The sequence below is a fragment of the Bacillus sp. YP1 genome (genome assembly GCF_000877815.1).
GTDB classification, from domain to species: Bacteria; Bacillota; Bacilli; order Bacillales; family Bacillaceae; genus Bacillus; species Bacillus subtilis.
Genome location: NZ_CP010014.1, coordinates 2,635,379 through 2,659,861 on the forward strand (window position 1 = coordinate 2,635,379; position 24,483 = coordinate 2,659,861).

At 44.2% G+C, this 24,483-nt stretch carries 22 protein-coding genes and 1 other annotated feature; of the genes, 7 read left to right on the forward strand and 15 right to left on the reverse strand.

The genetic code is table 11. From position 1 onward, the window contains the following. Positions 1-15 precede the first annotated feature (15 nt). The 5 genes from QF06_RS12980 to QF06_RS13000 all read right to left on the reverse strand — a co-directional run bounded on the left by QF06_RS12980 (position 16) and on the right by QF06_RS13000 (position 6,050). The gene (locus QF06_RS12980) at positions 16-1,605 is read right to left on the reverse strand and encodes an amidohydrolase (protein ID WP_041851096.1); all 1,590 of its coding nucleotides are present in this window, start codon (positions 1,603-1,605) and stop codon (positions 16-18) included. 19 nt (positions 1,606-1,624) lie between these two features. After that, positions 1,625-3,214 (reverse strand): acyl-CoA synthetase MbcS, encoded by a 1,590-nt coding sequence (gene mbcS, locus QF06_RS12985; RefSeq protein WP_038827971.1) that lies wholly within the window; start codon positions 3,212-3,214, stop codon positions 1,625-1,627. A gap of 178 nt (positions 3,215-3,392) precedes the next feature. Next, the gene (sspA, locus tag QF06_RS12990; protein WP_003223491.1) at positions 3,393-3,602 is read right to left on the reverse strand and encodes an alpha type acid-soluble spore protein SspA; all 210 of its coding nucleotides are present in this window, start codon (positions 3,600-3,602) and stop codon (positions 3,393-3,395) included. A gap of 93 nt (positions 3,603-3,695) precedes the next feature. Continuing rightward, positions 3,696-4,901: a tRNA uracil 4-sulfurtransferase ThiI gene (gene thiI, locus QF06_RS12995; protein WP_003229326.1), complete on the reverse strand. Its 1,206-nt coding sequence runs from the start codon at positions 4,899-4,901 to the stop codon at positions 3,696-3,698. A 3-nt stretch (positions 4,902-4,904) separates the two neighbouring features. Beyond that, a complete protein-coding gene (locus QF06_RS13000; RefSeq protein WP_038827967.1) occupies positions 4,905-6,050 on the reverse strand; it encodes a cysteine desulfurase family protein in 1,146 nt (381 codons plus the stop codon). A 194-nt stretch (positions 6,051-6,244) separates the two neighbouring features. Between QF06_RS13000 and brnQ the strand changes: the two genes are divergently transcribed. Continuing rightward, complete coding sequence (gene brnQ / locus QF06_RS13005; RefSeq protein ID WP_003229322.1) at positions 6,245-7,582, forward strand: branched-chain amino acid transport system II carrier protein; 1,338 nt, start codon at positions 6,245-6,247, stop codon at positions 7,580-7,582. Positions 7,583-7,677: 95 nt separating this feature from the next. Here the strand turns inward: brnQ and ezrA are convergent, their stop codons facing one another. After that, entirely contained in the window at positions 7,678-9,366 is a 1,689-nt protein-coding gene (ezrA, locus tag QF06_RS13010; RefSeq protein WP_032726414.1) for a septation ring formation regulator EzrA, read from the reverse strand. Positions 9,367-9,562: 196 nt separating this feature from the next. Here ezrA and hisJ point away from each other — a divergent pair, with 196 nt between their 5' ends. Then, positions 9,563-10,369, forward strand: coding sequence for a histidinol-phosphatase HisJ (gene hisJ / locus QF06_RS13015; protein ID WP_029318252.1), 807 nt, complete (start codon positions 9,563-9,565; stop codon positions 10,367-10,369). Here the strand turns inward: hisJ and refZ are convergent. Beyond that, a complete protein-coding gene (gene refZ, locus QF06_RS13020; protein WP_014477663.1) occupies positions 10,366-10,989 on the reverse strand; it encodes a transcriptional regulator RefZ in 624 nt (207 codons plus the stop codon). The genes hisJ and refZ overlap by 4 nt on opposite strands. 126 nt (positions 10,990-11,115) lie before the next feature. Between refZ and QF06_RS13025 the strand changes: the two genes are divergently transcribed. Then, positions 11,116-11,607: a GAF domain-containing protein gene (locus QF06_RS13025; RefSeq protein WP_041851097.1), complete on the forward strand. Its 492-nt coding sequence runs from the start codon at positions 11,116-11,118 to the stop codon at positions 11,605-11,607. A gap of 37 nt (positions 11,608-11,644) precedes the next feature. Here the strand turns inward: QF06_RS13025 and QF06_RS13030 are convergent, their stop codons facing one another. Beyond that, positions 11,645-13,384 (reverse strand): diguanylate cyclase domain-containing protein, encoded by a 1,740-nt coding sequence (locus tag QF06_RS13030; RefSeq protein ID WP_041851098.1) that lies wholly within the window; start codon positions 13,382-13,384, stop codon positions 11,645-11,647. Positions 13,385-13,678: 294 nt separating this feature from the next. On the opposite strand from QF06_RS13030, the gene rpsD reads away from it, so the two are divergent. Beyond that, positions 13,679-14,281: a 30S ribosomal protein S4 gene (gene rpsD, locus QF06_RS13035; protein ID WP_003229304.1), complete on the forward strand. Its 603-nt coding sequence runs from the start codon at positions 13,679-13,681 to the stop codon at positions 14,279-14,281. A gap of 21 nt (positions 14,282-14,302) precedes the next feature. Here rpsD and sr7p read toward each other — a convergent pair whose 3' ends face one another. The 3 genes from sr7p to acsA form a co-directional block, all read right to left on the reverse strand. After that, positions 14,303-14,431: a small protein SR7P gene (sr7p, locus tag QF06_RS22260; RefSeq protein WP_015714524.1), complete on the reverse strand. Its 129-nt coding sequence runs from the start codon at positions 14,429-14,431 to the stop codon at positions 14,303-14,305. 129 nt (positions 14,432-14,560) lie between these two features. After that, entirely contained in the window at positions 14,561-15,829 is a 1,269-nt protein-coding gene (gene tyrS / locus QF06_RS13040) for a tyrosine--tRNA ligase (protein ID WP_014480566.1), read from the reverse strand. Positions 15,830-15,879: 50 nt separating this feature from the next. Continuing rightward, positions 15,880-16,116 (reverse strand) — a binding site (T-box leader). A gap of 54 nt (positions 16,117-16,170) precedes the next feature. Beyond that, complete coding sequence (gene acsA / locus QF06_RS13045) at positions 16,171-17,889, reverse strand: acetate--CoA ligase (protein ID WP_004399030.1); 1,719 nt, start codon at positions 17,887-17,889, stop codon at positions 16,171-16,173. 160 nt (positions 17,890-18,049) lie between these two features. Between acsA and acuA the strand changes: the two genes are divergently transcribed. From acuA to QF06_RS13060, 3 genes are read left to right on the forward strand one after another with little or no spacing between them, the layout of a single operon-like run. Then, positions 18,050-18,682 carry an acetoin utilization protein acetyltransferase AcuA gene (gene acuA, locus QF06_RS13050; protein WP_014480567.1) on the forward strand — a complete coding sequence of 211 codons (633 nt, stop codon included), beginning with the start codon at positions 18,050-18,052 and terminating at the stop codon, positions 18,680-18,682. A 26-nt stretch (positions 18,683-18,708) separates the two neighbouring features. Then, entirely contained in the window at positions 18,709-19,353 is a 645-nt protein-coding gene (locus QF06_RS13055) for an acetoin utilization AcuB family protein (protein ID WP_003229294.1), read from the forward strand. Further along, positions 19,350-20,513, forward strand: coding sequence for an acetoin utilization protein AcuC (locus QF06_RS13060; RefSeq protein WP_015714526.1), 1,164 nt, complete (start codon positions 19,350-19,352; stop codon positions 20,511-20,513). The genes QF06_RS13055 and QF06_RS13060 overlap by 4 nt, the downstream gene beginning before the upstream one ends. A gap of 10 nt (positions 20,514-20,523) precedes the next feature. Here QF06_RS13060 and motS read toward each other — a convergent pair whose 3' ends face one another. The 4 genes from motS to QF06_RS13080 form a co-directional block, all read right to left on the reverse strand. Then, positions 20,524-21,252 carry a flagellar motor protein MotS gene (gene motS / locus QF06_RS13065; RefSeq protein ID WP_015714527.1) on the reverse strand — a complete coding sequence of 243 codons (729 nt, stop codon included), beginning with the start codon at positions 21,250-21,252 and terminating at the stop codon, positions 20,524-20,526. Then, positions 21,242-22,060 (reverse strand): flagellar motor protein MotP, encoded by an 819-nt coding sequence (gene motP / locus QF06_RS13070; RefSeq protein ID WP_015714528.1) that lies wholly within the window; start codon positions 22,058-22,060, stop codon positions 21,242-21,244. The genes motS and motP overlap by 11 nt, the downstream gene beginning before the upstream one ends. A 62-nt stretch (positions 22,061-22,122) precedes the next feature. Further along, entirely contained in the window at positions 22,123-23,127 is a 1,005-nt protein-coding gene (gene ccpA / locus QF06_RS13075) for a catabolite control protein A (protein WP_003229285.1), read from the reverse strand. 275 nt (positions 23,128-23,402) lie between these two features. Next, entirely contained in the window at positions 23,403-24,479 is a 1,077-nt protein-coding gene (locus tag QF06_RS13080) for a bifunctional 3-deoxy-7-phosphoheptulonate synthase/chorismate mutase (RefSeq protein WP_003223454.1), read from the reverse strand. Positions 24,480-24,483 lie beyond the last annotated feature (4 nt).

Below are 24,483 nucleotides of genomic sequence, written 5' to 3' on the forward strand. Positions count from 1 at the left end.
CTGCTGCCTGTCCTTTTATGATTTCTCATATACAATCTGGCCGTTAATCACGGTTTTTTTAATATCTAAAAGATGAAGCTGTGCGGGGTCAATGGCAAACGGATCACCACTGAGAACTGTAAAATCCGCATCATAGCCTTCCGCAATTTTTCCGCGTGACTTCTCTTTATAAATGATACCGGCACTACCTTCTGTATAAAGCTTTATCGCTTCATATACAGGTAAACATTCACTTTCATTATAGCTTGGCCCGTTTTGCTCATGACTGCTTTTCCGGAGGACCGCGGACTGGATCCCTAGAAGCGGGTCAACAGGCTCAATCGGGGCATCTGAACCGCCCGCGCATAAAATGCCTTTAGATATGAGGGTTTTCCAGGCAAATGCAGTCTTCATCCGGTCTTTTCCGAGACGGTCAATGACCCACGGAAAGTCGCTTGCAACGAAGTGCGGCTGAAGGTCAAGTGCGATCGGCATGCGTGCTGCTCTCTCGATTAATTCGTTATCAAGCACTTGAGCATGAATAAGCCGATCATGCCGGCCGTTTTTGGGCGGATGCTTTTCTATTGCGTTCAGCACTTTTTCAAAAGCAAGATCGCCGATTGCATGAACAGCAACCTCCATCCCTTTTTCTCTCGCTTTGCGAATGAGCCGGCCAAGGGTTTCGTCATCGTGAACCTGAACACCATTTGTTGATGGATCATCCTGATATGGTTCTTTCAATAAAGCCGTTCTCCCGCCAAGCGCCCCGTCCGCAAAGATTTTCATAGCACCGAACTCCACATACGGGCCCGACAGCTTCTCCAGCTGCTCCCATCGATCGACAGCTTCATGATGAACGAGCAAATGGCAGCGAAACGGATACTTTCCGCCAGCGGCAGCTTTCTCATAAGCTTTCATCGGCACCGAAACATCACCATAATAGGACAAGTCTTCCGAATGACCGCCCGTCAGGCCTTTTGTCCAGCAATCCTTTATTGCAGCCGTTAATGCCTCATCAACATAGTGCTGAGAGACTGGCGGGACAGCCTTCAGAATCAAATCCTGCGCCTTATCAAACAGGAGTCCGGACGGCTCGCCATTTGCATCTTTTACGATGACTCCGCCGTCAGGATCAGGAGTATTTCTTGAAATTCCAGCTGCTTGAAGAGCCGCAGAATTGACAGCTATTGCATGCCGGCATATACGCTTGAGCAAGACAGGCCTGTCAGGAAACAGGCGATCAAGATCATGCTTAGTCAAGTAGTCAGGTGTCTCAAACAGATTTTCATTCCAGCCTTCTCCAATGAGCCAATCGTTTTTAGGAAGCTGCCGCTCTCTTTCCTTCGCAGCCTGTAAAATTGCATCTTTCGACGTCAGTGCGGACAGATCGAGCTGAAGCTGTTTCTCACCGTGGCCGATCAAATGTAGATGGCTGTCAACAAAACCGGGGAACATCACTGCTCCGTTCAGGCTGATGTCTTCTGTTTCCGGCGACCCGTACTTTTCCTTCAAACGTTCATAGCTGCCGGTGCCTTTTATGACACCATCCTCAACATAAACTGCCTCAGTCCGATCGCCTTCTTTGAGCATCGTATAAATGAAACCGCCGTGCCATATCGCCTTCATTCACGTTCACTCTCTTTCTTTACGCCTTTTTATTGGCTTTGAGCTGTTCTTCACGTTTTCTTAATTCCACTCGTCTGATTTTTGCAGAAGCCGTTTTCGGCAGGCTTTCCACAAATTCAATTTCTCTAGGATATTTGTATGGAGCGGTAATCGTCTTCACATGGTTTTGCAGCATTTTGACAAGCTCATCACTGCGTTTTTCATGATTTTGCAGGACAACATATGCCTTTACGATGGAGCCTCTGATTTCATCAGGGCTTGCGACAACAGCACATTCTTTTACTTCTGGGTGCTTAACAAGCGCGTCTTCCACCTCGAAAGGCCCGATCGTATAGCCGGAGCTGATAATAATATCGTCATTTCGGCTTTCAAACCAGAAGTAACCTTCCTCATCTTTTCTTGCTCTGTCTCCCGTTAGGAAATAATCGCCGCGAATTTGTGTTTTCATTCTTTCCGGATCTTTAAAATACTCTTTAAAGAGCGCAGGCGTACTGAGGTGAACAGCGATATCGCCAACCTCACCAGGTTTGCAGATTTCACCGTCTTCATTTATGATCTCCACCTGATTTCCCGGTGTCGGTTTTCCCATGCTTCCCGGTTTAATAGGCGTATCTTTCAAAACACCAACCAAAAGCGTGCTTTCTGTTTGGCCATATCCGTCCCGTACCTTAATGCCAAAGTGCTTTTGGAAAACATCAATGACTTCACGGTTGAGCGGCTCACCTGCGGAAACAGCGCTGTGCAGGGCAGAAAGATCAAAGCGGTCCAAGCCTTCAACCTTCGCCATTAAGCGGTATTCTGTCGGCGTACAGCAGAAAACATTGATTTTGTAGCGATTTAAAAGCTCTAGATATTTTTCTGCTTTGAATCTGCCGTGGTACACAAAACCGGTTGCTCCGCTGCCAAGCACCGCTAAAAACGGACTCCATACCCACTTTTGCCAGCCAGGGGCAGCAGTTGCCCAGACGATATCCTTTTCAGAAATGTCAAGCCAAGCGCCGGCAGAAGTTTTTAAATGAGCAAATGCCCATCCATGTGTATGTACAACACCTTTTGGCTGACCTGTTGTCCCGGATGTATAAGATAAGAAAGCCATATCATCTCTTGTTGTGTCAGCTGTTTTAAATTGGCTTCCGTCCGCTTCAATTGATAAGAGGTTTTTCCAGCCGGCATCATTTTCACCAATAGACAGTGTAATCAGTTTGTCAGTCGTACTGACATCCCGGAAAGCGCCAATAAATTCTGAGTAGACGATAGCGCCTTTTACCTCTGCATGTTCAATCCGGTATTCAAGATCTTTCGCGCGAAGCATTTCTGAGCACGGAATGACAACCATTCCTGATTTCAGGATAGCCAAATAAACAGCATAGGCTTCAAGCACCCGCGGAACCATTACAATCAGCTTGTCTCCCTTTTTAAATCCAAGATCAGCTAAGGCCGCTCCGATTTTATTTGTTTCTTCCATCAGCTTTTCATACGACCAAGATTCTTGCTTGCCCGACTCGTCCTCCCACAGAAGAGCGGTTTTTTGTCCAGCAGCACTGAACTTTTCCATTTCATTCACTAAATTATATTGCACAGGGGCAATTAAATCTTCACGTTTTAACACGAACAACTCCTCACTTTCTCCACCCATTATACATAAATACAGGCTCTTTCCGTAAGGATATGCCTAAAAGCAACCTCTGTAAACATAGATTTTATAGGCCGCTGGTCCTTTTTTATATGTAAAAAATGAAAAAGAGTGGGGATACCCCCACTCCTAAGCCATTATGTGAAATTGTAAATTAGAATTGTCCTCCGCCCATGTTTTGTTGAGCAAAAGATACAAGACGTTTTGTGATCTCTCCTCCAACAGAACCGTTAGCGCGAGAAGTTGTGTCTGCTCCAAGGTTTACACCGAATTCAGAAGCGATTTCTAATTTCATTTGGTCGATCGCTTGAGCAGCTCCTGGTACTAAAAGGTTGTTGCTGTTACCTGAGTTATTGTTAGCCATGTGTCTCACCTCCTTGTGAGTATAGAATGTGTCAAAACACATGGCTTCATTCAGAAAAACTTTGGTAATTGTATACAGGAGCTGAAAATTGATTTAAAAGAGTTCAGCGAATTTATCGTTAGCTTCTTGTTCGCTATACAGGGTCATTGTCTCAATGTTATCTACCGCTTCTTGAATATACGGCTCGAAATCAACAAAGCTTTCAAAGTGTTCAATTTTCTCTTTTTTAGGGCGTGTTTTCGGGCTTGGCGGTGTAAAGATCGTGCAACAGTCTTCAAACGGCTGAATGCTTGTCTCATATGTGCCAATTTCCCGTGATTTTTCGATGATTTCTGTTTTGTCCATGGCGATTAGCGGACGCAAAATCGGTGTTGACGTCACCGCATTAATTGCATACATGCTTTCAAGCGTTTGGCTCGCTACCTGACCGAGGCTTTCTCCCGTAATAATGGCAAGCCCGTTTCTCTTTTCTCTGATTCTGTCGGCTATCTGAAGCATGAGGCGGCGGGTTGCCGTCATTGTGTAATTTTCAGGAATTTGTTTTTGGATGAGCTCTTGCGTTTTTGTAAATGGAACAATATGAAGTGTCATGCTTCCCCCAAAACGGGACAGACATTTCGCCAGATCCATTACCTTTTGCTTTGCGCGCTCGCTTGTGTATGGCGGACTGAAGAAATGAACAGCTTCTACCGACAATCCCCGTTTCATCGCATAAAAACCGGCCACAGGGCTGTCAAAACCGCCAGAAAGCATCAGCATCGCTTTTCCTGCTGAACCAACTGGCAGCCCGCCTGCACCTTTTTCATCACGAATTGTCAAAAATGTTGCTTCTTCCCTGATTTCGATTCTGAGCGGGATGTCTGGGTTGCGAACATCGACCGTCAATCCTTCTGTATTTCGCAAAATATGGCCGCCGATTTCAGCGTTCATCTGGTTTGTATCTAATTCAAATTGCTTATACGCTCTCTTTGTCGCGACTTTAAACGTATCACCTGGTTTATACTGATCTTTGATAGCCTTTAGTGCGGTTGCCTTAATATCATCAAGGCGGCTGTCACATTTAATTGCCAGGCTGAAGCTTTGAATCCCAAACACTTGCTTTAAATGAGGAAAAAGAGCCTCAGGATCCTCTCCATTTAATGTAATCGTCATACGATCCCTGTTGGAAAAGTATTTTAAATTCGGATAGTCTTTCAAAACGAGTCTGATGTTTTGTTTTAAGCGCTCAATAAAGCTTTTTCTGTTTTTGCCTTTGGTCGAAATTTCCCCAAAACGAATTAATATATGATCGTAATTCATGTTCTACCTCATCATTTTCCTTAATTTTTTGATGCCAGGACGAAGCGCGTTCATAAACGGTTCTGCCACATCGCTTGTCTGGCTGTAATTTAAACTGATTCTGATGCTGCTTCCGGCAATCTGCTCTCCTTTGCCCATCTCTAAGAGAACCTTGCTGGGCTTATGTTCTTTTGCCGAGCAAGCCGATGTTGTGGAGACGAAAATATCCTGTTCCTCAAGCATGTGTAAAAGCACTTCCGCTTTAATCCCCGGTACAGAGAAATTAATAATGTGCGGCGCGCTATTCATTTGAGGCGTGTTGATAACGACGCCCTCAATTTCACTCAGCCTTTTCATAAACAATTCCTTTGCGGCAGTCATCGTGTCAAGCCGTGTGTCAAAATCAGCAGAGGCAAGATTAATGGCCTTGGCAAGCGAAACCGCTCCAGCAGTATGTTCTGTTCCGGCTCGTATGCCTTTTTGCTGAGAGCCTCCCGTTATGAGCGGAATAAGGGGTGTTCCCTCTTTTACAATAAGTGCGCCTGTCCCCTTTAGGCCGTGAAATTTATGCCCCGAAATTGAACATAGATCAATGCCGGCCTTTTCAATTGCCAAGGGCACTTTATAGATGCCCTGCACATAATCGACGTGGAACAAAATGTTCGGGTGCTTCTTCAGCACTTCCCCTGCCGCTTCAATCGGCTGCACGGAACCGACTTCATTGTTCACATGCATCATGCTGACAAGCACGGTATCGGGACGGATGGCTGCTTTTAGATCTTCAATAGAAACAAATCCGTCTTCATTCACAGAAAGATAAGTGATATCAAACCCGAACAACTCTTTCAGCTGTTCTAACGATTCCGTAACGGATGGATGTTCAATAGAAGTGGCAATGATATGTTTGCCTGTTTTTATCTTTGACAAAGCCGCTCCTTTTAAAGCCGCATTATTGGCTTCTGTGGCGCCTGACGTAAATACAATATCATATTTTTTTAGGCCTAAGGACCTTTTGATTTGATTTTTGGCTGCTTGAAGCAGCTGTTCCGTTTCGGCTCCATATCGGTGCAAAGATGAAGGATTGCCAAAGTATCGGCTGCTTGTCTGTTCATATACGTTCAAGACTTCATCGTAAGGCTTAGTCGTTGAACTATTATCTAAATATATCATCTTTTTTACTCCTTTATGAAAGCGGTACAAGGTATGATATTTATGTTACCATAACAAAATTTAATAGAAAATTACGAAAAACTAGTATTGACTTCTAATTTTTTTACCATATAATAAGATTTGTTCGTTTCGTCATATTATCTGACAATTAATTGACAGAATATTTTAACATAATTATTAGGAGGATTTTTTTCATGAAACACTCACTGCCTGTCAAAGATACCATTATTATTGGTTTCATGCTATTTGCGTTATTCTTTGGAGCAGGAAATATGATTTATCCGCCGGAACTTGGACAAGCAGCCGGACACAACGTCTGGAAGGCCATCGGCGGATTTTTACTGACAGGGGTAGGCCTGCCGCTTCTCGGCATTATCGCCATCGCATTAACCGGTAAGGACGCTAAAGGCCTTGCTGACAAAGCGCACCCTGTTTTCGGCACAATCTTTACTGTGGTGCTTTATTTATCAATCGGACCATTATTCGCCATCCCGAGAACAGGAACTGTTTCATATGAAATTGGCGCTGTTCCGTTTTTGACTGGCGTACCAGAAAGACTTTCTTTATTAATATTTACACTTATCTTTTTCGGCGTTACGTACTATTTAGCGTTAAACCCATCCAAGGTTGTCGATCGAGTCGGAAAAATTCTGACTCCCATCAAATTCACAATTATTTTAATCATTGTTCTCAAAGCCATCTTCACGCCGATGGGCGGATTGGGCGCCGTGACAGAAGCATATAAAGGAACACCGGTTTTTAAAGGATTTTTAGAAGGCTATAAAACAATGGACGCACTTGCTTCAATTGTATTTGGCGTTGTCGTTGTAAATGCTGTAAAAAGCAAAGGCGTTACACAGTCTAAAGCTCTTGCTGCAGCCTGCATTAAAGCAGGTGTGATTGCCGCTTTAGGGCTGACTTTCATTTATGTATCCCTTGCTTATTTAGGTGCAACAAGCACAAATGCCATCGGTCCTGTTGGTGAAGGAGCTAAAATTTTATCTGCGTCTTCCCATTATTTATTCGGTTCATTAGGCAACATCGTACTCGGAGCAGCGATTACAGTCGCATGTTTAACAACAAGCATCGGCCTTGTCACATCTTGCGGCCAATATTTTTCAAAACTTATTCCGGCATTATCATATAAAATTGTCGTTACGATTGTCACGTTATTCAGCTTGATCATTGCGAATTTCGGACTCGCGCAAATTATCGCGTTTTCTGTTCCTATTTTATCAGCTATCTATCCGCTTGCCATTGTCATTATCGTTCTTTCCTTCATCGATAAGATCTTTAAAGAAAGACGCGAAGTGTACATCGCATGCTTGATCGGTACAGGACTTTTCAGTATTTTAGACGGTATCAAAGCAGCCGGTTTTTCACTTGGATCTTTAGATGTGTTTCTAAATGCGAATCTTCCTCTTTACAGCCTCGGCATCGGCTGGGTGCTTCCAGGAATCGTCGGAGCGGTTATCGGCTATGTGCTGACCTTATTCATCGGACCATCCAAACAGCTTAATGAAATAAGTTAATGTCACAGAACGCCTGCGTTATTGCGCAGGCGTTTTGTAATGAAAAAAAGAGCCTGCTCATTACACTGCGGGCTCTTTTTCATGGTCGTGATTATCTAAGCGGATATGTCAGCTTTGATTTTTTCAACTGCACCTGGCGCAGCCTTTTCTACAGCGGCAGCTGCAATTTCATAAGAGTCGTCATAATCAAAAGCATAAAAACGTCTTTCCGCTTCTTTCAGCTGTTCAGATAAAATGTGATTTTGGCTTCTGAACCGGTTTCCGAACTGAATGATTTTTTCAATGAGGATGACCTGCTCGACAAGTTCCTCTGATTCCCTGCTTGCCCTGTTGACGATTTCTTCTGCTTGCTTCAAATGGGCTCCGGCTTCTTCCATATTTAATGGAAGTTCGTTTAGTTGATTGACTGTTTCTTGAATGTGATGATGCGCGTTCTCCAGCATTTCTTGAATATGGCTCGGGATGCCTGGAATGTTGCTAGTCTTCAGCAGTCTTGCTGTCTCAGAAATTGTTTTTTTCAAATTGCTGAGCGTCTCCCTCGCCTGAAGCTCTTCTTTTCTCAGCGCTTGCAGATTTTCACGATACTCGTCATGCTCTTTTTTCACTTCTTCAATTTGCTTCTCTATTGAAGCAACTTCTTCTACTAAAAGTGAGTAGGCGACATGCTCTGCATCGAGCTTATCTTTAACGGATGATAGCAGCTTCCCAATTTCATCAAGGCGCTTTTCAAAAGCCTGCTGTTTGCCGAGCTCACCGGCTGTCAGCCTGTAGCTTTCCTTCACCAGTTCAGTTTCCGCCTTCGTATGCTCTTTCTCTTCTTTAAGCTTGTCGTAAGCAATAATCAATTCAGGCATTTTGCTTAGTACGGATTGACCGGCTTCAACTTCGCCCTCCAGCTGCTGATAAACAGATTGAATATTTTCGTCAATGAGCTGCAGGATTGCGGACGCTTCATCAATATCCAGCTCAGTCATCAGGACATGTTCCGCTCGTTTCAGCTGGTTTGACAGATTTTCTAATTCCTTATCAAGCTGGATATGCTCAAGCTTGTACCCTTTTTCTTTCATTTCGCCATAGCCATCCTTGAGCTTTGCAATCTGTCCGGGCACCGTCTGTTTACAGTCAGCTAACAGCTTCGGCACATCATCTATGTATGACTGAAGCCGTTCAAGATTGCGGTCCTGCTCAAGCAGTACTTTTCGTGCAGTAATATAGTTTCCGCCTTCTGTTTCTTCTTCAAATTGTTTGATGCCGCTCCAAATTTCGTCCAGATCCTTTTCAAGGCTGTCATAAAGCTCCCCGTAAAGGTGGCTGTAAGCCAGCAGGTTTTTTCGAGATTTCGAATAGCGCTCCCTCACCTGTTCAATCTCTTCACGACTCTTTTCCTCACTTGTGACAAGATCGCTGATTTCCCGAAGAATCTTTTCAATGCTTGATTCAGCCGCTGTCAGCAGGTCGTCGATATGAACGAGCACTTGATTGGCCTTTTTAAACCGGTATTTGTCTGCATTTTCCTCGGCATCATAAAGGAGCTCTTCAACTTTCGGCATGTGGGCTGTGACAATCTCGTCCCATTCTTCACGCCACTTCTCAAAGAACTCTTCTGTCTGACCCGTCATTTTTAAATGTTTTATTTTAGACATTTCTTCCACGATCGACCGATTCAGAATTTCAATCTTCCACGATTCCAGCCGGTCGATTTCGGCGTAGATTTTTTTCCTGAAAAAGTAGCCTGCCGCAAACAGCGCAAGCAGTACAATTAATAATCCAATGACAAACTCCATAATGAGCCCCCTTGCTGTTTACCTTAATCTGTCAGGGTGTTTTATTTATTCAGAAAGATTTCAGGATATGTATTGAGAAAAACTGTCGTTTTCATTGTTATTATGATACCATGTAACAAACATTTTTTGACCAGAAATCAAAAACTTTTTGTGCAAAATCGGCAGGATTTGACTATTTTTTCATGGGGTGACATCAATGCAAAAGCGAGACGGACATATTCACACACCATTTTGCCCTCACGGCTCCAATGACACACTCAGACAATATGCAGAAGAAGCCTTAAAAAAAGGGTTCGAATCGATTACTTTTACCGAACACGCCCCATTGCCGCCCTCTTTTACCGATCCCACGCCGCTGAAAGACAGCGCGATGGCGCAAGCTTCTTTGGAACGCTATATTCATGAAATTTCCGGATTAAAAAAAGAATATCGCGGACAGCTTAGCATACGGACAGGGCTTGAAGTCGATTATATCGCTGAATTTGAAGACGAAATTACATTATTCCTGGACACATACGGGCCATATTTAGATGACAGCATCTTATCCGTTCATTTTTTGCGCACAGACTCTTCCTATCTATGCCTTGATTATGACGAGCATACCTTCAAAGAGCTGATTTCAGCCTGCGGAAGCATTGAAGCGGTATATGAACAATATTACCGGAGTATCTATTCTTCCATTGTAGCATCTCTCGGCGTTTATAAGCCAAAAAGAGTCGGTCACATCACACTCGTCCAAAAATTCATCAAGCTGTTTCCATACAGCATGTCAGAGCATATTCGCGGCCTCGTTTCCCTGTGCTTAAATGCCATTGAAGAAAACGGAATGGAGCTCGACTTCAATACTTCCGGCTTAAGAAAAACTTACGCTGGCGGTATTTATATCGAGGATTGGATGCTGAATGAAGCGAAGCAAAAGAAGATCCCGCTTGTGTTTGGGTCTGATGCCCATCAAGCGGGAGATGTCGGATATGCGTATGAGACGTTTTTGGAACGGTGCTAATTGGTGAGCGCCACGTCTCCTGTCCGGAAGACGCTTCTGATCCAAATCTTGATTTCTTCAAAATACATTTTATAAAAATACGGCTCGTGCGGCTGCATGTAGAGTACTTCTGAAATATATTGAGGCTGGAGATAGGGCATCATCAAGAGAGATTTTAATTGGAGAATAAAATGAGGCAGCGGCAGCGTTAAATATTCACGCTGTTTTTCTCCTTCCTCAATGATCAGCTGGAAGATATACTTTTCCTTCATTAGATATGTCGACATAATTTCCCTGATTAATGTGGAGTCAATTGTGACTTCCCGGTAGACAAAACGAGTTAATTGACGATGATTATGCTGATAGGATAAAATATCGAAAACCAATTGAAGAAGCTGTTCCTGCGTGCTTTGAGAAGAGATATTGCTTGCCGCTGTTTCAAGCGTTTTGCTGTAGCCTTCGTAAAACTCTGAAACTAAGTGTTCCATCAAACCTCCTTTGCCTTTAAAATAGTAGGAGATGTGCGCAACATTTACATCAGCTGACTTTGCGATTTCACGGACAGACGTGCCAGAAAATCCTTTTTGGTTAAAAAGCATGACAGCAGATTCAATAATTTTGTCTTTGGTGCTTACTTTCATACGGCTCACTCCTTCCTCTTGATATTATTCAAGCAGGAAGCCGCTGTTCCTGTAAGAACTTATCGACAAATGCCGGCAGAAAAGCCGGAACTTTGTTTTATATTATAGAAAAAGTGAGGGTTTTCCATGTTCCATGTCGAAAAACAATCTGGAGATAAAGAAAAAGACTATCAGCTTCTGCTAAAACAGCTCGAAGCCATGACCGAAGACGAAACAGACCAAATAGCTAACTATGCAAATGCCTCAGCACTGCTGTATCATTCGCTGCCTGAAGTCAACTGGGCGGGTTTCTATTTTGCCAAAGAAGAGGATGGACAGCTTGTGTTAGGTCCGTTCCAAGGCCTGCCGGCATGTGTTCGGATTCCTTTCGGCAGAGGGGTTTGCGGCACAGCGTACGCAAACGGAAAAGTGGAACGTGTTGAGGATGTAAACGCGTTTCCGGGACATATCGCCTGCGATGCAGCGTCTCAATCAGAAATTGTGCTTCCGATTCGAGTAGACGAAAAAATTGTCGGCGTCTTAGACATCGACAGCCCAGTGAAAAACCGTTTCGACGAAATTGATGAAAAATACTTAACTCAATTTGCCGAAACGCTAGAAAAAGCGTTAGCGCAGTAATATAAAAGCCCAAAACTGATATCGTTTTGGGCTTTTTTTATTTTATTGAGTCATGAACCATCAAGCGGTTTTTCCCGCTCCGTTTCGCGCTGTAGAGCGCTTCGTCTGCCTCATGCACAAGCTCTTTCAGCGATTTTCTTGTTTCTGTCGTCCAGCAGGAGATACCGCAGGAAATGGTTACCTCGGGTTTCGTATTTTTTCTGACCGCGTAAACCAGTCGCTCAGTAATCCGTTTCCCCACTGCAACCGGCACATTTGGCAAATAAATCGCCAGCTCCTCGCCTCCCCAGCGGGCACCGACATCATGCTTTCGGATGTTGCTTTTAATCACTGAAGCGACTTGAATTAAAATCTCGTCCCCAGTCTGATGGCCGTACGTATCATTTACATTTTTAAAATTATCAATATCAACAAGAATAAAAACACCCTTTTGGTGGATTTTCATGCTGTATTGAATTTTTTCATCTAAATACACTCGTGAATACAGTTCAGTCAGCTGATCTGTTTTCACAAGGTGCTCAAGACGGTCGCGAAGCATTGAATTGGTTACAGCCAGTGTCGCGTGATGAATCAGCGCCTGAAACAGCTTGTACATTTCAAATGTAAAAGCGTACAGCTCCTGTTTCAATAAAACCGCAAAGCCCAGAAGCCGGTCGTTTTGAATCATCGGAGCAGCCATCAGCGAGCCGTACCCCGCCTTCCCAAAAACAGACTGGCCATTCCCGATGAAAACCCCTTTTTCACCTTCATACAGCTTTTCTTTCAGCTCATTATAAAAATCTGACGGTTTCGCTTCTTTAAAAAATGCTGTGCTGCCTGGAAGCAATGTTAGGTTTTCAAAATGGTCTATATGAAAAAATCCCACTTCTTCTGCCTGAAACGATTCTGCCATTCTCACAGCCAGATCATTCATTGTATCAGTCAGTGTCAGCCGCTGATTCAGGCGGCGTGATGTTTCATTAATCAATTCCAAATTTGCGATGCTTGCTTTGGATTGTTCGTAGAGCTGGGCATTTTCAAACGCTTTTCCCGCCGCGTTTGCTAACAGCGACATTTCATCAAGGCAGGCATCAGTAAGAAAGCTGTCACCCGTTCCCTCAGCCTTCAACACCCCGTATGTGCCCTGCTGTCCTTTGATCGGAATATAGGCGACAGATTCATTTTTCCGCAAAATGTCTCCGGACAAATACACTTTGAGCGCAAAGGAATCGGATTTTTCCCCTTCCATATACAGCTCTTTTGCAGGTATCCCTAAACATTGGTCTTGATCGTGCGATATAAATAAAGAAAACTCAAAAAGAGAAAATGTGCTGGTCAAGCTTTCTAAAAGCTGCTTCAGCACATCTGTCTGATCAAGCAGTGAATGGAACAGCTCTGTCATTTTGTATATCTTTTTTTGGTAGATCGTTTTGTTATAGAGTCTTTCCTGTTTCATCGACTGGTTTAAAAATGAAGCAACCACGTCCGGAAGCCCTTCAGGAATCTCTTCATCCTGCCTGCACGCAAGATGAAAACGCCTGCCGGAGCCGTCCTCAATCAGATAACATGAAGCGTTTATTTTTGAAGCGGAAAAACGCGCTTCACCATCTGCCAATTTTGTCACAAAGCCTGATGGTGACGGTGTAAGCGAAACACAAAGGGTTGAAAAATAGGTTTGAATAGCCGAAGTCAGCCATATGAAAGAGTCGGTGAATGTGACTTTTTCAGATTTGGTTAATAAAAAATCGAGCATATGATAATGAAAGGCGGATAATTGATCTTTAGTTTGTTCTACCATATTTTTATCACCTAAAAGTTTACCACTAATTTTTGTTTATTATATCATAAACGGTGAAGCAATAATGGAGGAATGGTTGACTTCAAAACAAATAAATTATATAATGACCTTTGTGTGAAATATTGCAGCCTTTTTGTTCAGCTTCTATGTTTTCATTTTGTTCCTTATCAATAAGGTGTATCGTGTAACTCTCTGCTGCTGGAGCGAGGATACATGAAAACAAAATGTGCATGGTCGAATAGAGCAGACGGTTTTTATTTTCCACAAAAATAAAACCAAAGGAGGAGTCACATTATGGCTCGCTATACAGGTCCATCTTGGAAACTGTCCCGCCGTCTAGGAATCTCTCTTAGCGGTACAGGAAAAGAATTAGAAAAACGCCCTTACGCTCCAGGTCCACACGGTCCAGGACAACGTAAAAAATTATCAGAATACGGTTTGCAATTGCAAGAAAAGCAAAAGCTTCGTCACATGTACGGTGTAAACGAACGTCAATTCCGCACTTTGTTTGACAAAGCTGGCAAACTAGCTGGTAAACACGGTGAAAACTTCATGATTCTTTTAGATTCTCGTCTTGATAACGTTGTGTACAAGCTAGGTTTAGCACGTACTCGCCGTCAAGCTCGCCAATTGGTTAACCACGGTCACATTCTTGTAGACGGAAGCCGCGTTGACATCCCGTCTTACCTTGTGAAACCTGGTCAAACAATCGGTGTTCGCGAAAAATCAAGAAACCTTTCTATCATCAAAGAATCTGTTGAAGTGAACAACTTCGTTCCTGAATACCTTACTTTCGACGCTGAAAAGCTTGAAGGTACTTTCACTCGTCTTCCTGAGCGTTCTGAACTTGCTCCGGAAATTAACGAAGCGCTTATCGTTGAGTTCTACTCTCGTTAATCGTTTTAAAAACCCCTGCCGCTATGCGGTCGGGGTTTTTTTATCGTCTGTTTCGTCATTCGCCTCTTGCTGGCCAACACTATCTTGCGCCTGCTGATCCCAGTAATCCTGCTGCAGCCGTTCTTTTGCAATCGTACACATGAGATTCACACTTTAGCGCTCCTTTCATTTAAAAGGTGGTGATTGGTCGTGTTTGCCCTATCTAATATACTCTTTTCCTTTCATTCCTATGCGGTAAACAAAAAGATCCTTTGCCTTCAGTGGCAAAGGATCTTTTTCTTATTTATACGTCACAAGGAAGTATTTTTTCTTCCCGCGGCGCAGAACAGTAAATTGATTTTCGATACGGTCTTCTGCTGATAGGGTATAATTTATTTCCGTCTGGCGTTCGCCGTTAATGTAAACAGCTCCATTTTGGATGTCTTCACGCGCTTGGCGTTTAGAAGGAGATAATTTAGATTGCACCAACACATCTACAAGTGAAAGCTCTTGGGTGCTGTCAACTTCCATAGAAGGAACATCTTTAAAGCCTACCTTTACATCTTGAGCGGAAAGCTCTTTAATATTGCCGCTGAACAGCGCTTGGGAGATGTTGATGGCTTGCTCCAGCGCCTCGCGTCCGTGAACAAGCGATGTCACTTCTTCTGCCAGGCGTTTTTGCGCTTCACGTTTTTCTGGCGCCGTTTCTGTTTTTTCAGCGTACGCTTCAATTTCCTCTTTTGAAAGGAACGTAAAGTATTTCAAGTATTTGACAACGTCACGGTCGTCTGTGTTGATCCAGAATTGATAGAATTCATATGGCGATGTTTTTTCTTTATCAAGCCAGATCGCACCGCCTTCCGTTTTTCCGAACTTCGTGCCGTCTGCTTTTGTGACAAGCGGAATCGTAAGACCGAACGCTTTTGCTCCTTCTTCTTCCGATTTTCTGATCAGTTCAAGACCGGCTGTGATGTTGCCCCACTGATCGCTTCCGCCGATTTGCAGTTTACAGTTTTTGTCTCTGTAAAGATTTAAGAAATCATAAGATTGAAGAATCATGTAGCTGAATTCCGTGTACGAGATGCCGGATTCAATTCTTGAGCTGACCGTATCTTTTGCCAGCATGTAATTGATGCCGAAATTTTTACCAACGTCACGAAGGAAATCGATCACATTCATTTTGCCGATCCAGTCAAAGTTGTTCGCGATGACAGCTGGGTTTTCTGCTGCTTCAAAATCTAGAAATCTGGACAGCTGGTTTTTGATTTTTTGGGACCATTCGGATACGATGTCAGCAGTGTTTAATGTACGCTCTGCTTTTTTTCCGCTTGGATCACCGATGAGGCCCGTCGCGCCCCCCACAAGCGCAATCGGATGATGCCCTGCAAGCTGAAAACGGCGAAGTGTTAAAATAGGCAGCAGGTGTCCGATATGCAAGCTGTCTGCTGTCGGGTCAAAGCCTGAGTACAAGCGGATTTTTTCTTCATTCAGCTGTTTATTTAACCCTTCTTCATCTGTCATTTGCTGAATCAATCCGCGGAAGGATAAGTCTTCAAGTAAGTTAGTCATAAGATAAAGCTCCTTTTTTGATTAAAATAAAAAACGCCCCTTCGTTTACACGAAGGGACGATTGATTATCGCGGTACCACCCTACTAATAAGAGAATGCAAACATTCGTCTTATCACTTTGCCTGATAACGGATCAGGTCCGTTCTTTCACTACTGAAAGCCTGGCCGGCTTTGTTTGCAAAAGCGGTTCATGAGTGTATTCGATATATCCGTCTGTGCTGATTTTCACCGGCCATCAGCTCTCTGGAACGTAAGGATATTCTACTTGTCTCAATCTTTACCTTTTCATATGAAGCTATATCATTTTTAACATAAATAAAATCCTGTGTCAACGCCGCCTTTTAATCCTCCATTGTTGACAGATCTCCAGCCGGCAGATTAAGCTCCCATGCCTTCAGCACGCGCCTCATGATCTTTCCGCTTCGGGTTTTCGGAAGCTTATCTTTAAATTCGATCTCACGCGGAGCCGCATGGGCTGCAAGACCCTGCTTTACAAATAGGCGGATCTCTTCTTTCAGTTTATCAGACGGCTCAAATCCTTCCCTGAGTGCAATAAAAGCTTTAATGATTTCTCCACGCACCGGGTCAGGCTTTCCGATTACGCCTGCTTCTGCAATAGCCGGATGTTCGACAAGCTTGCTTTCCACTTCAAATGGGCCGACGCGCTCACCGGAGGTCATGATGACGTCATCAACTCTGCCTTGGAACCAAAAGTATCCCTCTTCATCCATGTAAGCAGAATCCCCAGACACATACCAGCCGCCCGGCATGAAATACGATTCATACTTTTCAGGGTTATTCCAAATGGTATGCATCATGGAAGGCCAGCCCTTTTTGATGGCGAGATTGCCCATTCGGTACGGCGGAAGCTCGTTGCCTTGATTGTCAACGATCGCTGCCTCCACTCCTGGAATCGGCTTACCCATTGAACCCGGTTTAATATCCATGCAAGGATAGTTGCAGATAAGCTGACTGCCCGTTTCTGTCATCCACCATGTATCATGAATTCGTTTGTTAAAAACTTTATGTCCCCATCTGATGACTTCCGGATTTAGCGGCTCACCGACACTGAGCACATGCCGGAGTGAAGTTAGATCATATTTCGCAGCCATTTCATCTCCCGCTCCCATCAGCATCCGAAAAGCGGTCGGCGCGCTGTACCAGACATTGACGCCAAGCTGTTCAATCGTACCATACCAGCTTTCCGGGCTGAAACGTCCGCCGACGATGACATTTGTCGCTCCGTTCAGCCACGGTGCAAAAATGCCGTATACCGTACCTGTCACCCAGCCTGGATCAGCCGTGCACCAATAAATGTCTTCTTCCTTTAAATCAAGGACCCACTTTCCTGTTTGATATTGCTGAATCATCGCTTCATGGACATGCAGCACGCCCTTTGGCGTACCAGTGGAACCTGATGTATAGTGAAGCAGAAAGCCGTCTTTTTTATCCATCCATTCGATATCCAGTCTTGTGCTTTCCTGTTTCGCTGCTTCATCATAATTGATGATATTCGTGCCGCTCTCAGCCTCTCCCCCGACTACGAAGACATGCTGCAAGTGAGGCAGTTTGTCTACCGGTATTCTCTCCAGCAGCTCAGGTGTTGTGACAACAACCTTTGCCTCACTGTTTTCAAGCCGATCTTTCACCGCTCCCTCCATAAATGCTTCGAACAGCGGCCCGGCGATGGCGCCAATTTTGATTGCGCCAAGCATAATAAAATAAAGCTCGGGTGATCTCGGCATAAAAATAAAAACGCGGTCCCCTTTTTCCACATTTCCATACCGTCTCAGCACATTCCCGGCTCTGTTTGATTCTTCCTTCATTTCTTTAAATGTGTATTTTTCATCCCTTTTTGCGTCTTTATAATAAAGCGCTACTTTGTTTTTTCGAAACGATTCGGCATGGCGGTCAATCGCTTCATACGCCGCATTCAGTTTCCCTGTCTCATGCCAAGAGAAATGTTTCTCTGCCTCGGCCCAATCAAAATGCCGGTACGTTTCTTCATAGTTTTTTAAGTTATGATCCCCCTCTATTGCTGGTAACGCTTTCAAATTCATGCCCAAACATCCCCCTTTGCTGAAGTTGTCACAATTATTATAGTATATATTCATATTCTTCTCAATTTTTAAAATATAAACCATGTTGAAAACGCTTTATAATTTGGTATTCTTAAAGAAGGCATGTATTTTTGATAAGAATTGATGGGACGGTGAATTAGTGGAACATCATAAAACATACCATTCAGCAAACATCAAAACAGCAACCGGCTCTTTACTGATAGAAGGGCCTGTCTCTCCAGAGGATTTGGCAGGTTATGAGTTTCATAAAGATTTAACCGCATTTCGCCCGCCTCGTGAGCAGCATGAAGCGCTAGTCGACATTGCAGGCCTTCCCGAAGGGCGCATTATTATTGCCAGAGATGGCCGAACCATTATCGGCTATGTCACGTATTTATATCCTGACCCGCTCGAAAGATGGTCTGAAGGAAATATGGAGGATTTGATTGAGCTCGGAGCCATCGAAGTAGCGCCGGACTATCGGGGATGCGCTGTCGGAAAGACGCTCCTGACCGTCAGCATGATGGATGAACAAATGGAAAACTACATTGTGATGACGACAGAATATTACTGGCATTGGGATTTAAAAGGGATGAAAAAAGATGTGTGGGAATACAGAAAGATCATGGAAAAGATGATGAATGCAGGCGGATTGGTCTGGTTTGCAACGGATGAGCCGGAGATCAGCTCCCACCCTGCAAACTGTCTGATGGCCCGCATTGGAAAAAACGTCAGCCAAGAATCAATTGAGCAATTTGACAGGCTCCGTTTTTATCATCGTTATATGTATTAACTGACACTGGCAAAGGGGAAAAAATAATGATTGTTGAGCAAATCATGAAAAGAGATGTCATTACATTAACGAAGACGGATACGCTTGAAACAGCAATATGCAAACTGAAGGAATTCCATATCAGGCATCTGCCTGTTGTAGATGAAGAACGACACGTGATCGGCATGATTACAGACAGAGACATGAAACAGGCCAGCCCGAGTATTTTTGAAGAAAACAAACGAAGCCTATTTCTCACACGAAGCGTAGATTCAATTATGAAAAAGGATGTTGTCTGCGCCCACCCGTTAGATTTTGTCGAAGAAATATCAGCCGTGTTCTACGAGCATGGCATCGGCTGCCTTCCAGTGGTGCACCATCAAAAATTAATAGGCATTTTAACAAAAACCGATTTGCTGCGGACGTTTGTCAAATTGACAGGCGCTGACCAGCCGGGATCGCAAATTGAGATAAAAGTAAACGACATCACCAAAAGCCTCGCTGAGATCAGCAGTCTTTGCCAAGACCTTCAAGTGAAAATATTAAGCGTGCTTGTTTATCCGCATGACGATCCCGGTGTAAAAGTGCTTGTCTTCCGTGTAAAAACGATGAATCCGCTGCCGTTTTTGCAGGCATTACAAAGAAATGGACACCACGTCGTATGGCCGTCAGAGCAAAGGGACCTGCTATGAGAGACAGTGTATTTATCTATTCTCCATCCTACCAAACCTATATGTTTCATCAGGAGCATCCCTTTAATCAGCAGCGGGTTCTGTTAACATATGATTTGCTTAAGACGATCAATGCCTTTGATGATGGAGACATTGTCACCCCCAGACTCGCTTCAGAAGAGGAGCTTTCCCTTGTCCACACGGACGATTACATTCAGGCCGTAAAGCTTGCGGGCGCCGGAAAGCTTCCCGCTGAAGAAGGAGAAAGCTACGGGCTCGGCACTGAAGACACACCCGTCTTTGCCGGCATGCACGAAGCGGCATCACTCTTGGTCGGCGGCACTTTAACGGCCGCAGACTGGGTCATGTCAGGACAAGCCCTGCATGCGGCAAACCTTGGCGGAGGGCTTCATCACGGCTTTCGTGGGAGAGCTTCAGGGTTTTGCATATATAATGACAGCGCTGTGGCGATTCAATATATCCAGAAAAAATACAGATCCAGGGTACTTTATATTGATACCGACGCCCACCACGGGGACGGTGTGCAATTTACATTTTACGATAATCCTGACGTATGCACGCTGTCCATTCATGAAACAGGAAGGTATTTATTCCCTGGAACCGGTCAGATCCAAGAAAAAGGAAGCGGAAAAGGATATGGCTATTCCTTTAATATCCCGCTTGACGCTTTTACAGAGGATGATTCTTTTCTTGAGGCTTACCGGACAGCAGCTTCAGAAGTCGCCGCTTATTTCAAGCCCGATGTCATTATCAGCCAAAACGGCGCCGATGCCCATTACTACGACCCGCTGACGCATTTATCAGCAACAATCAATATATACGAAGAAATCCCCCGTCTTGCACACACTTTGGCTCATCAATATTGCGGAGGGAAATGGATTGCAGTCGGAGGCGGCGGATATGATATTTGGCGTGTCGTGCCCCGCGCCTGGGCCAGAATATGGCTTGAAATGAAGGGAATTGACCCGGGACACGAGATCCCGCCGGAATGGATTGCTAAATGGCAAAAACAATGCCCCGTGGCCCTTCCGTCGAGCTGGAGCGATCCGGCTGATTTATATCCTCCGATTCCCCGCAAGCCTGAAATTACAGAAAAAAATGCCCAAACTGTCAGCAAAGCATTATATGCGATACGTTCTGAACAGCAAAGAACAAAGTAAAAAACGACCTTTACGAAGAGGTCGTTTTTGATTTTTTGATCACTATTTCCACACGCCGATTTTCCTTCATGTGTTCATTTGTCTTGTTATCCTTTACCGGCTTTGTATCCGCATAACCGACAGCAATAAAGCGCTTGGAGGGAAGCTTCTCTTTAGACGTGAAGTATTGAATAACTCCACTCGCCCGTGCTGCTGATAGCTCCCAGTTCGACGGGTATCGGTATGTCGAAATGTTTCGGCTGTCTGTATGTCCCTCCACCTGAATGTCATTTGGAATGGTTTGAAGAAGAACGGCAATTTGGTGAAGAAGTGTTTCGGCATTTTTCAGCACCTTTGCCTCACCTGTATCAAACAGCACAGCCTCCTGAAGAACGAGCACGACACCGCGTTCATCCCGTTTGGCTGTCATTTGGGCCTTCAAATGATTGTCTTTTATATATGTATTTACTTTCTTGAGAAGCTGATCCTGCTGATCCTCTTGCTTCTTCGTATCAGATGGGGATGTATTCTTTTTTTCTATGGATGTTTGGTCCGGCTGAAGCCCGTTGCCTTCCTTCTGGATCGAGTCCACCGCCGCTTTAAATTTTTGCAGATCGATTTGGGACATCGAAAAGAGTAAAATAAAGAACACAAGGATCAAGGTGATCAGATCTGTAAAGGTTACCATCCAGCTGGATGAAGATTGACTGTTTTTTCCGCTTCCATTCCTTCTGCCAAAACGTTCTCTTCTAAGCTTCATGTACAGATCCCTTTTTTGTTTTTACTTGTTTTGGCTGCTTCTTCCATTCTTCCCGTGAGCTGAAAACGACCAGCTGGCTTTCAAGGTTGCGCGGGTTTTTTCCGGATTGAACACCGATAATCCCTTCCACCATTACCTGCTTGATGAAAATTTCACTTTCTGTTTTCTCTTCAAGCTTAGCCGCGATCGGGTTGAAGACCATATTTGCCAGTAATGAACCATATAAAGTCGTCAGAAGCGCAATGGCCATGTTTGGTCCGAGCATATGCGGGTCGTTTAAGTTTTTGAGCATCAGCACAAGCCCGACGAGTGTTCCGATCATTCCCCACGCCGGAGCGAATTCTCCCGCTTTTTCAAAAACTCGCCGCCCTTTTCGGTGCCGTTCCTCCATTGCTGCGATTTCTGAATCCATGACGAGCCGAATCGTTTCTTCATCCCAGCCATCAATCGCTAAAAGCAGCCCTTTTTTCAAGAATGGATCTTTGATTTCCCGAGCCTGATCATCCAATGATAAAAGCCCGTGTTTTCGCGCGTGATCGGAAAGGGAAACAAAGGTTTTCACAAGATCTTTCACATTGTCTTCCTGGCGGATGAATGCCTGCTTTAACACAGAGGGCGCTTTTTTCAGCTCTCTTGGCGGAAAACTGATAAAAACAGCGGCGCAAAGTCCCCCTGTTACGATGAAGAAAGAGGTCAGATCAAGAAAAGAGCGGAAACCGCTTACTCCAGATCCCGAAATAATCCCGATAACAATAATAATCGTTCCTAACACAAATCCAACAGGTGTAAGATAATCAAAACGTTTCATCATTTCTCCCCATGAAAAAAGCAAGAATTCACCATAAAGGTGAAGCTTGCTCTTAGTTTTTCTTATGACTTGGTTGACTTTCTTAGCTCTATACGGTGCGGCAGTTCGACGATATGCTCTTCAACCGGCTCTTTATTCATGAGCTTCGTCAGCAGTCTCATCGCAACGGCGCCAATATCATATGTCGGCTGAACAACTGTTGAAAGCTGCGGACGAACCATGAGGCTTAATCTTGTATTATCAAAGCCGATAATGTCGAGATCCTCCGGAATGGATAAGCCCTGATCCTGAGCGGCATGGATAATGCCGAGTGCCATTTCATCAGTTGCAGAAAGAATGGCTGTCGGTTTTTTATCCAGGCTCATCAGATGCTGCAGTGCTTCGAGTCCGGAATCATATGTGTAATCCCCTTCAGCTACAAATTGTTCATTAAACGGAAGGTTCGCTTCTTCAAGCGCACGTTTGTAGCCTTGGAGTTTTTTTGAACGGTTGATCGGTTCTGCCATTGGTCCGGAAACGAATGCGATGTCTGTATGTCCTTTATCAACCAAAAGCTTCACAGCATCATAAATCGCCTGTTCGTAATCGATAGCGACTGACGGTGTTTCCTCCTGCTCTTCTACAGAAGCGGCAAGTACAATCGGCACTGGGGAACGCTTAAATTCCGCCACATGCTCGTCCGTAATGTTTCCGCCCATAAACACGATGCCGTCCACTTGTTTGCCGAGCATTGTGTTTAACAAGTGCAGCTCTTTCTCCATGTTTTGGTCAGAGTTGCTCAAAATAATATTGTATTTATACATTGTCGCGATATCTTCAATTCCGCGTGCAAGCTCTGAATAGAAAATGCTTGAGATATCGGGAATGATGACACCTACAGTTGTTGTTTTTTTACTTGCCAGCCCTCTTGCCACCGCGTTTGGACGGTAACCGAGACGTTCAATGGCTTCCAAGACTTTTTTCCTCGTTGTCGGTTTTACATTCGGGTTGCCGTTCACGACACGGGAAACGGTTGCCATGCTTACATTAGCTTCTCTCGCTACATCGTAGATCGTAATATTGCTCATCCTAAAACCACTCCTTTTACTGGATACACTTATCCTTATCTATAGCATAAACACTTTATGTAGAGAAATGTCATAATGTCCGAATTTATGTCGTTTATGATTTGTAAGCGTAAGTCAGTAGTGTACATTATTTTTCATTATTCATCAAATTTAATTACTTCTCATGAAATTATACACGTTTTTATAGATGATGAAAACGTATACTTGGTTTTTATAACTAAATAAACGAGAAAGCATAAAAAAAGGCCGCAGGCGCGGCCTTTTGGATTGTTCAATTAAGCGTTGACTTTCACCATTGGCTTCAGTTCATTCAGCCATTTTTCGAATTCAGGAATCGCCATTTGCTGAGCAGAGTCAGAAAGTGCGACCGACGGATCAGGGTGAACCTCAGCCATTACGCCATCTGCACCGATCGCTAAAGCGGCTTTAGCTGTCGGAAGCAAGAGGTCACGGCGGCCTGTTGAATGCGTAACATCAACAAAGACTGGCAAATGCGTTTCTTGTTTCAAAATCGGCACAGCTGAAATATCCAGCGTGTTTCTCGTTGCTGTTTCATATGTTCTGATTCCGCGCTCACAAAGGATAATTTGGTCATTTCCTTGTGACATGATGTATTCAGCAGCATTGATGAATTCAGAGATCGTTGCAGCAAGACCGCGCTTCAGAAGCACTGGCTTTTTCACGGCGCCGGCCGCTTTCAGCAATTCGAAGTTTTGCATGTTGCGCGCTCCGATTTGAATGACATCAATGTAGTCCAGCGCTTCTTCGATATGAGCCGGAGTTACGATTTCACTGATAACCGCCAGATCAAATTCATCCGCTACACGTTTTAAAATTTGAAGGCCTTCAACACCAAGCCCTTGGAAATCGTATGGGCTCGTACGAGGCTTAAAGGCTCCACCGCGCAAAATTTTAATCCCTTGTTTTTTCGCAGCCGCAGCGACTTCAGCTACCTGCTCATAGCTCTCTACCGCACATGGGCCTACAATGAATCTTTGCTGGCCGTCTCCGATTTTTTCGCCTTTGATATCAACAATTGTATCTTCAGGTTTTTTCTTGCGGGAGACAAGCAGCGCTTTGCTGTGATCTTCTTCCTGAAGCTCTAAACCGGCTTTGAATATCTCTTTAAAAATGTGCTGGATGGTTGAATTTTCGAACGGCCCGTCATTGTTTTCAATGATATTGTTTAACATTGTGCGTTCTCTGACAGGGTCAAATCGGTTGACACCCTGTGCTTCCTTCGCTTTACCGATCTCTTTTACAACATTGCCGCGTTCGTTGATTAGTTTTAAAATTTGTAGGTTTAATTCGTCTGCTTTCTGCCTTAAAAGCTCTAACTCTGTGTTGCTCATTTTT

What these genes read in the sequence shown, in the direction of transcription:
- QF06_RS12980 (WP_041851096.1), bottom strand. Translation starts at nt 1,605, where the DNA reads ATGAAGGCGATATGGCACGGCGGTTTCATTTATACGATGCTCAAAGAA.
- sspA (WP_003223491.1), bottom strand. Translation starts at nt 3,602, where the DNA reads ATGGCTAACAATAACTCAGGTAACAGCAACAACCTTTTAGTACCAGGA.
- thiI (WP_003229326.1), bottom strand. Translation starts at nt 4,901, where the DNA reads ATGAATTACGATCATATATTAATTCGTTTTGGGGAAATTTCGACCAAA.
- QF06_RS13000 (WP_038827967.1), bottom strand. Translation starts at nt 6,050, where the DNA reads ATGATATATTTAGATAATAGTTCAACGACTAAGCCTTACGATGAAGTC.
- brnQ (WP_003229322.1), top strand. Translation starts at nt 6,245, where the DNA reads ATGAAACACTCACTGCCTGTCAAAGATACCATTATTATTGGTTTCATG.
- ezrA (WP_032726414.1), bottom strand. Translation starts at nt 9,366, where the DNA reads ATGGAGTTTGTCATTGGATTATTAATTGTACTGCTTGCGCTGTTTGCG.
- hisJ (WP_029318252.1), top strand. Translation starts at nt 9,563, where the DNA reads ATGCAAAAGCGAGACGGACATATTCACACACCATTTTGCCCTCACGGC.
- refZ (WP_014477663.1), bottom strand. Translation starts at nt 10,989, where the DNA reads ATGAAAGTAAGCACCAAAGACAAAATTATTGAATCTGCTGTCATGCTT.
- QF06_RS13025 (WP_041851097.1), top strand. Translation starts at nt 11,116, where the DNA reads ATGTTCCATGTCGAAAAACAATCTGGAGATAAAGAAAAAGACTATCAG.
- QF06_RS13030 (WP_041851098.1), bottom strand. Translation starts at nt 13,384, where the DNA reads ATGGTAGAACAAACTAAAGATCAATTATCCGCCTTTCATTATCATATG.
- rpsD (WP_003229304.1), top strand. Translation starts at nt 13,679, where the DNA reads ATGGCTCGCTATACAGGTCCATCTTGGAAACTGTCCCGCCGTCTAGGA.
- tyrS (WP_014480566.1), bottom strand. Translation starts at nt 15,829, where the DNA reads ATGACTAACTTACTTGAAGACTTATCCTTCCGCGGATTGATTCAGCAA.
- acsA (WP_004399030.1), bottom strand. Translation starts at nt 17,889, where the DNA reads ATGAATTTGAAAGCGTTACCAGCAATAGAGGGGGATCATAACTTAAAA.
- QF06_RS13055 (WP_003229294.1), top strand. Translation starts at nt 18,709, where the DNA reads ATGATTGTTGAGCAAATCATGAAAAGAGATGTCATTACATTAACGAAG.
- QF06_RS13060 (WP_015714526.1), top strand. Translation starts at nt 19,350, where the DNA reads ATGAGAGACAGTGTATTTATCTATTCTCCATCCTACCAAACCTATATG.
- motS (WP_015714527.1), bottom strand. Translation starts at nt 21,252, where the DNA reads ATGAAGCTTAGAAGAGAACGTTTTGGCAGAAGGAATGGAAGCGGAAAA.
- motP (WP_015714528.1), bottom strand. Translation starts at nt 22,060, where the DNA reads ATGAAACGTTTTGATTATCTTACACCTGTTGGATTTGTGTTAGGAACG.
- ccpA (WP_003229285.1), bottom strand. Translation starts at nt 23,127, where the DNA reads ATGAGCAATATTACGATCTACGATGTAGCGAGAGAAGCTAATGTAAGC.
- QF06_RS13080 (WP_003223454.1), bottom strand. Translation starts at nt 24,479, where the DNA reads ATGAGCAACACAGAGTTAGAGCTTTTAAGGCAGAAAGCAGACGAATTA.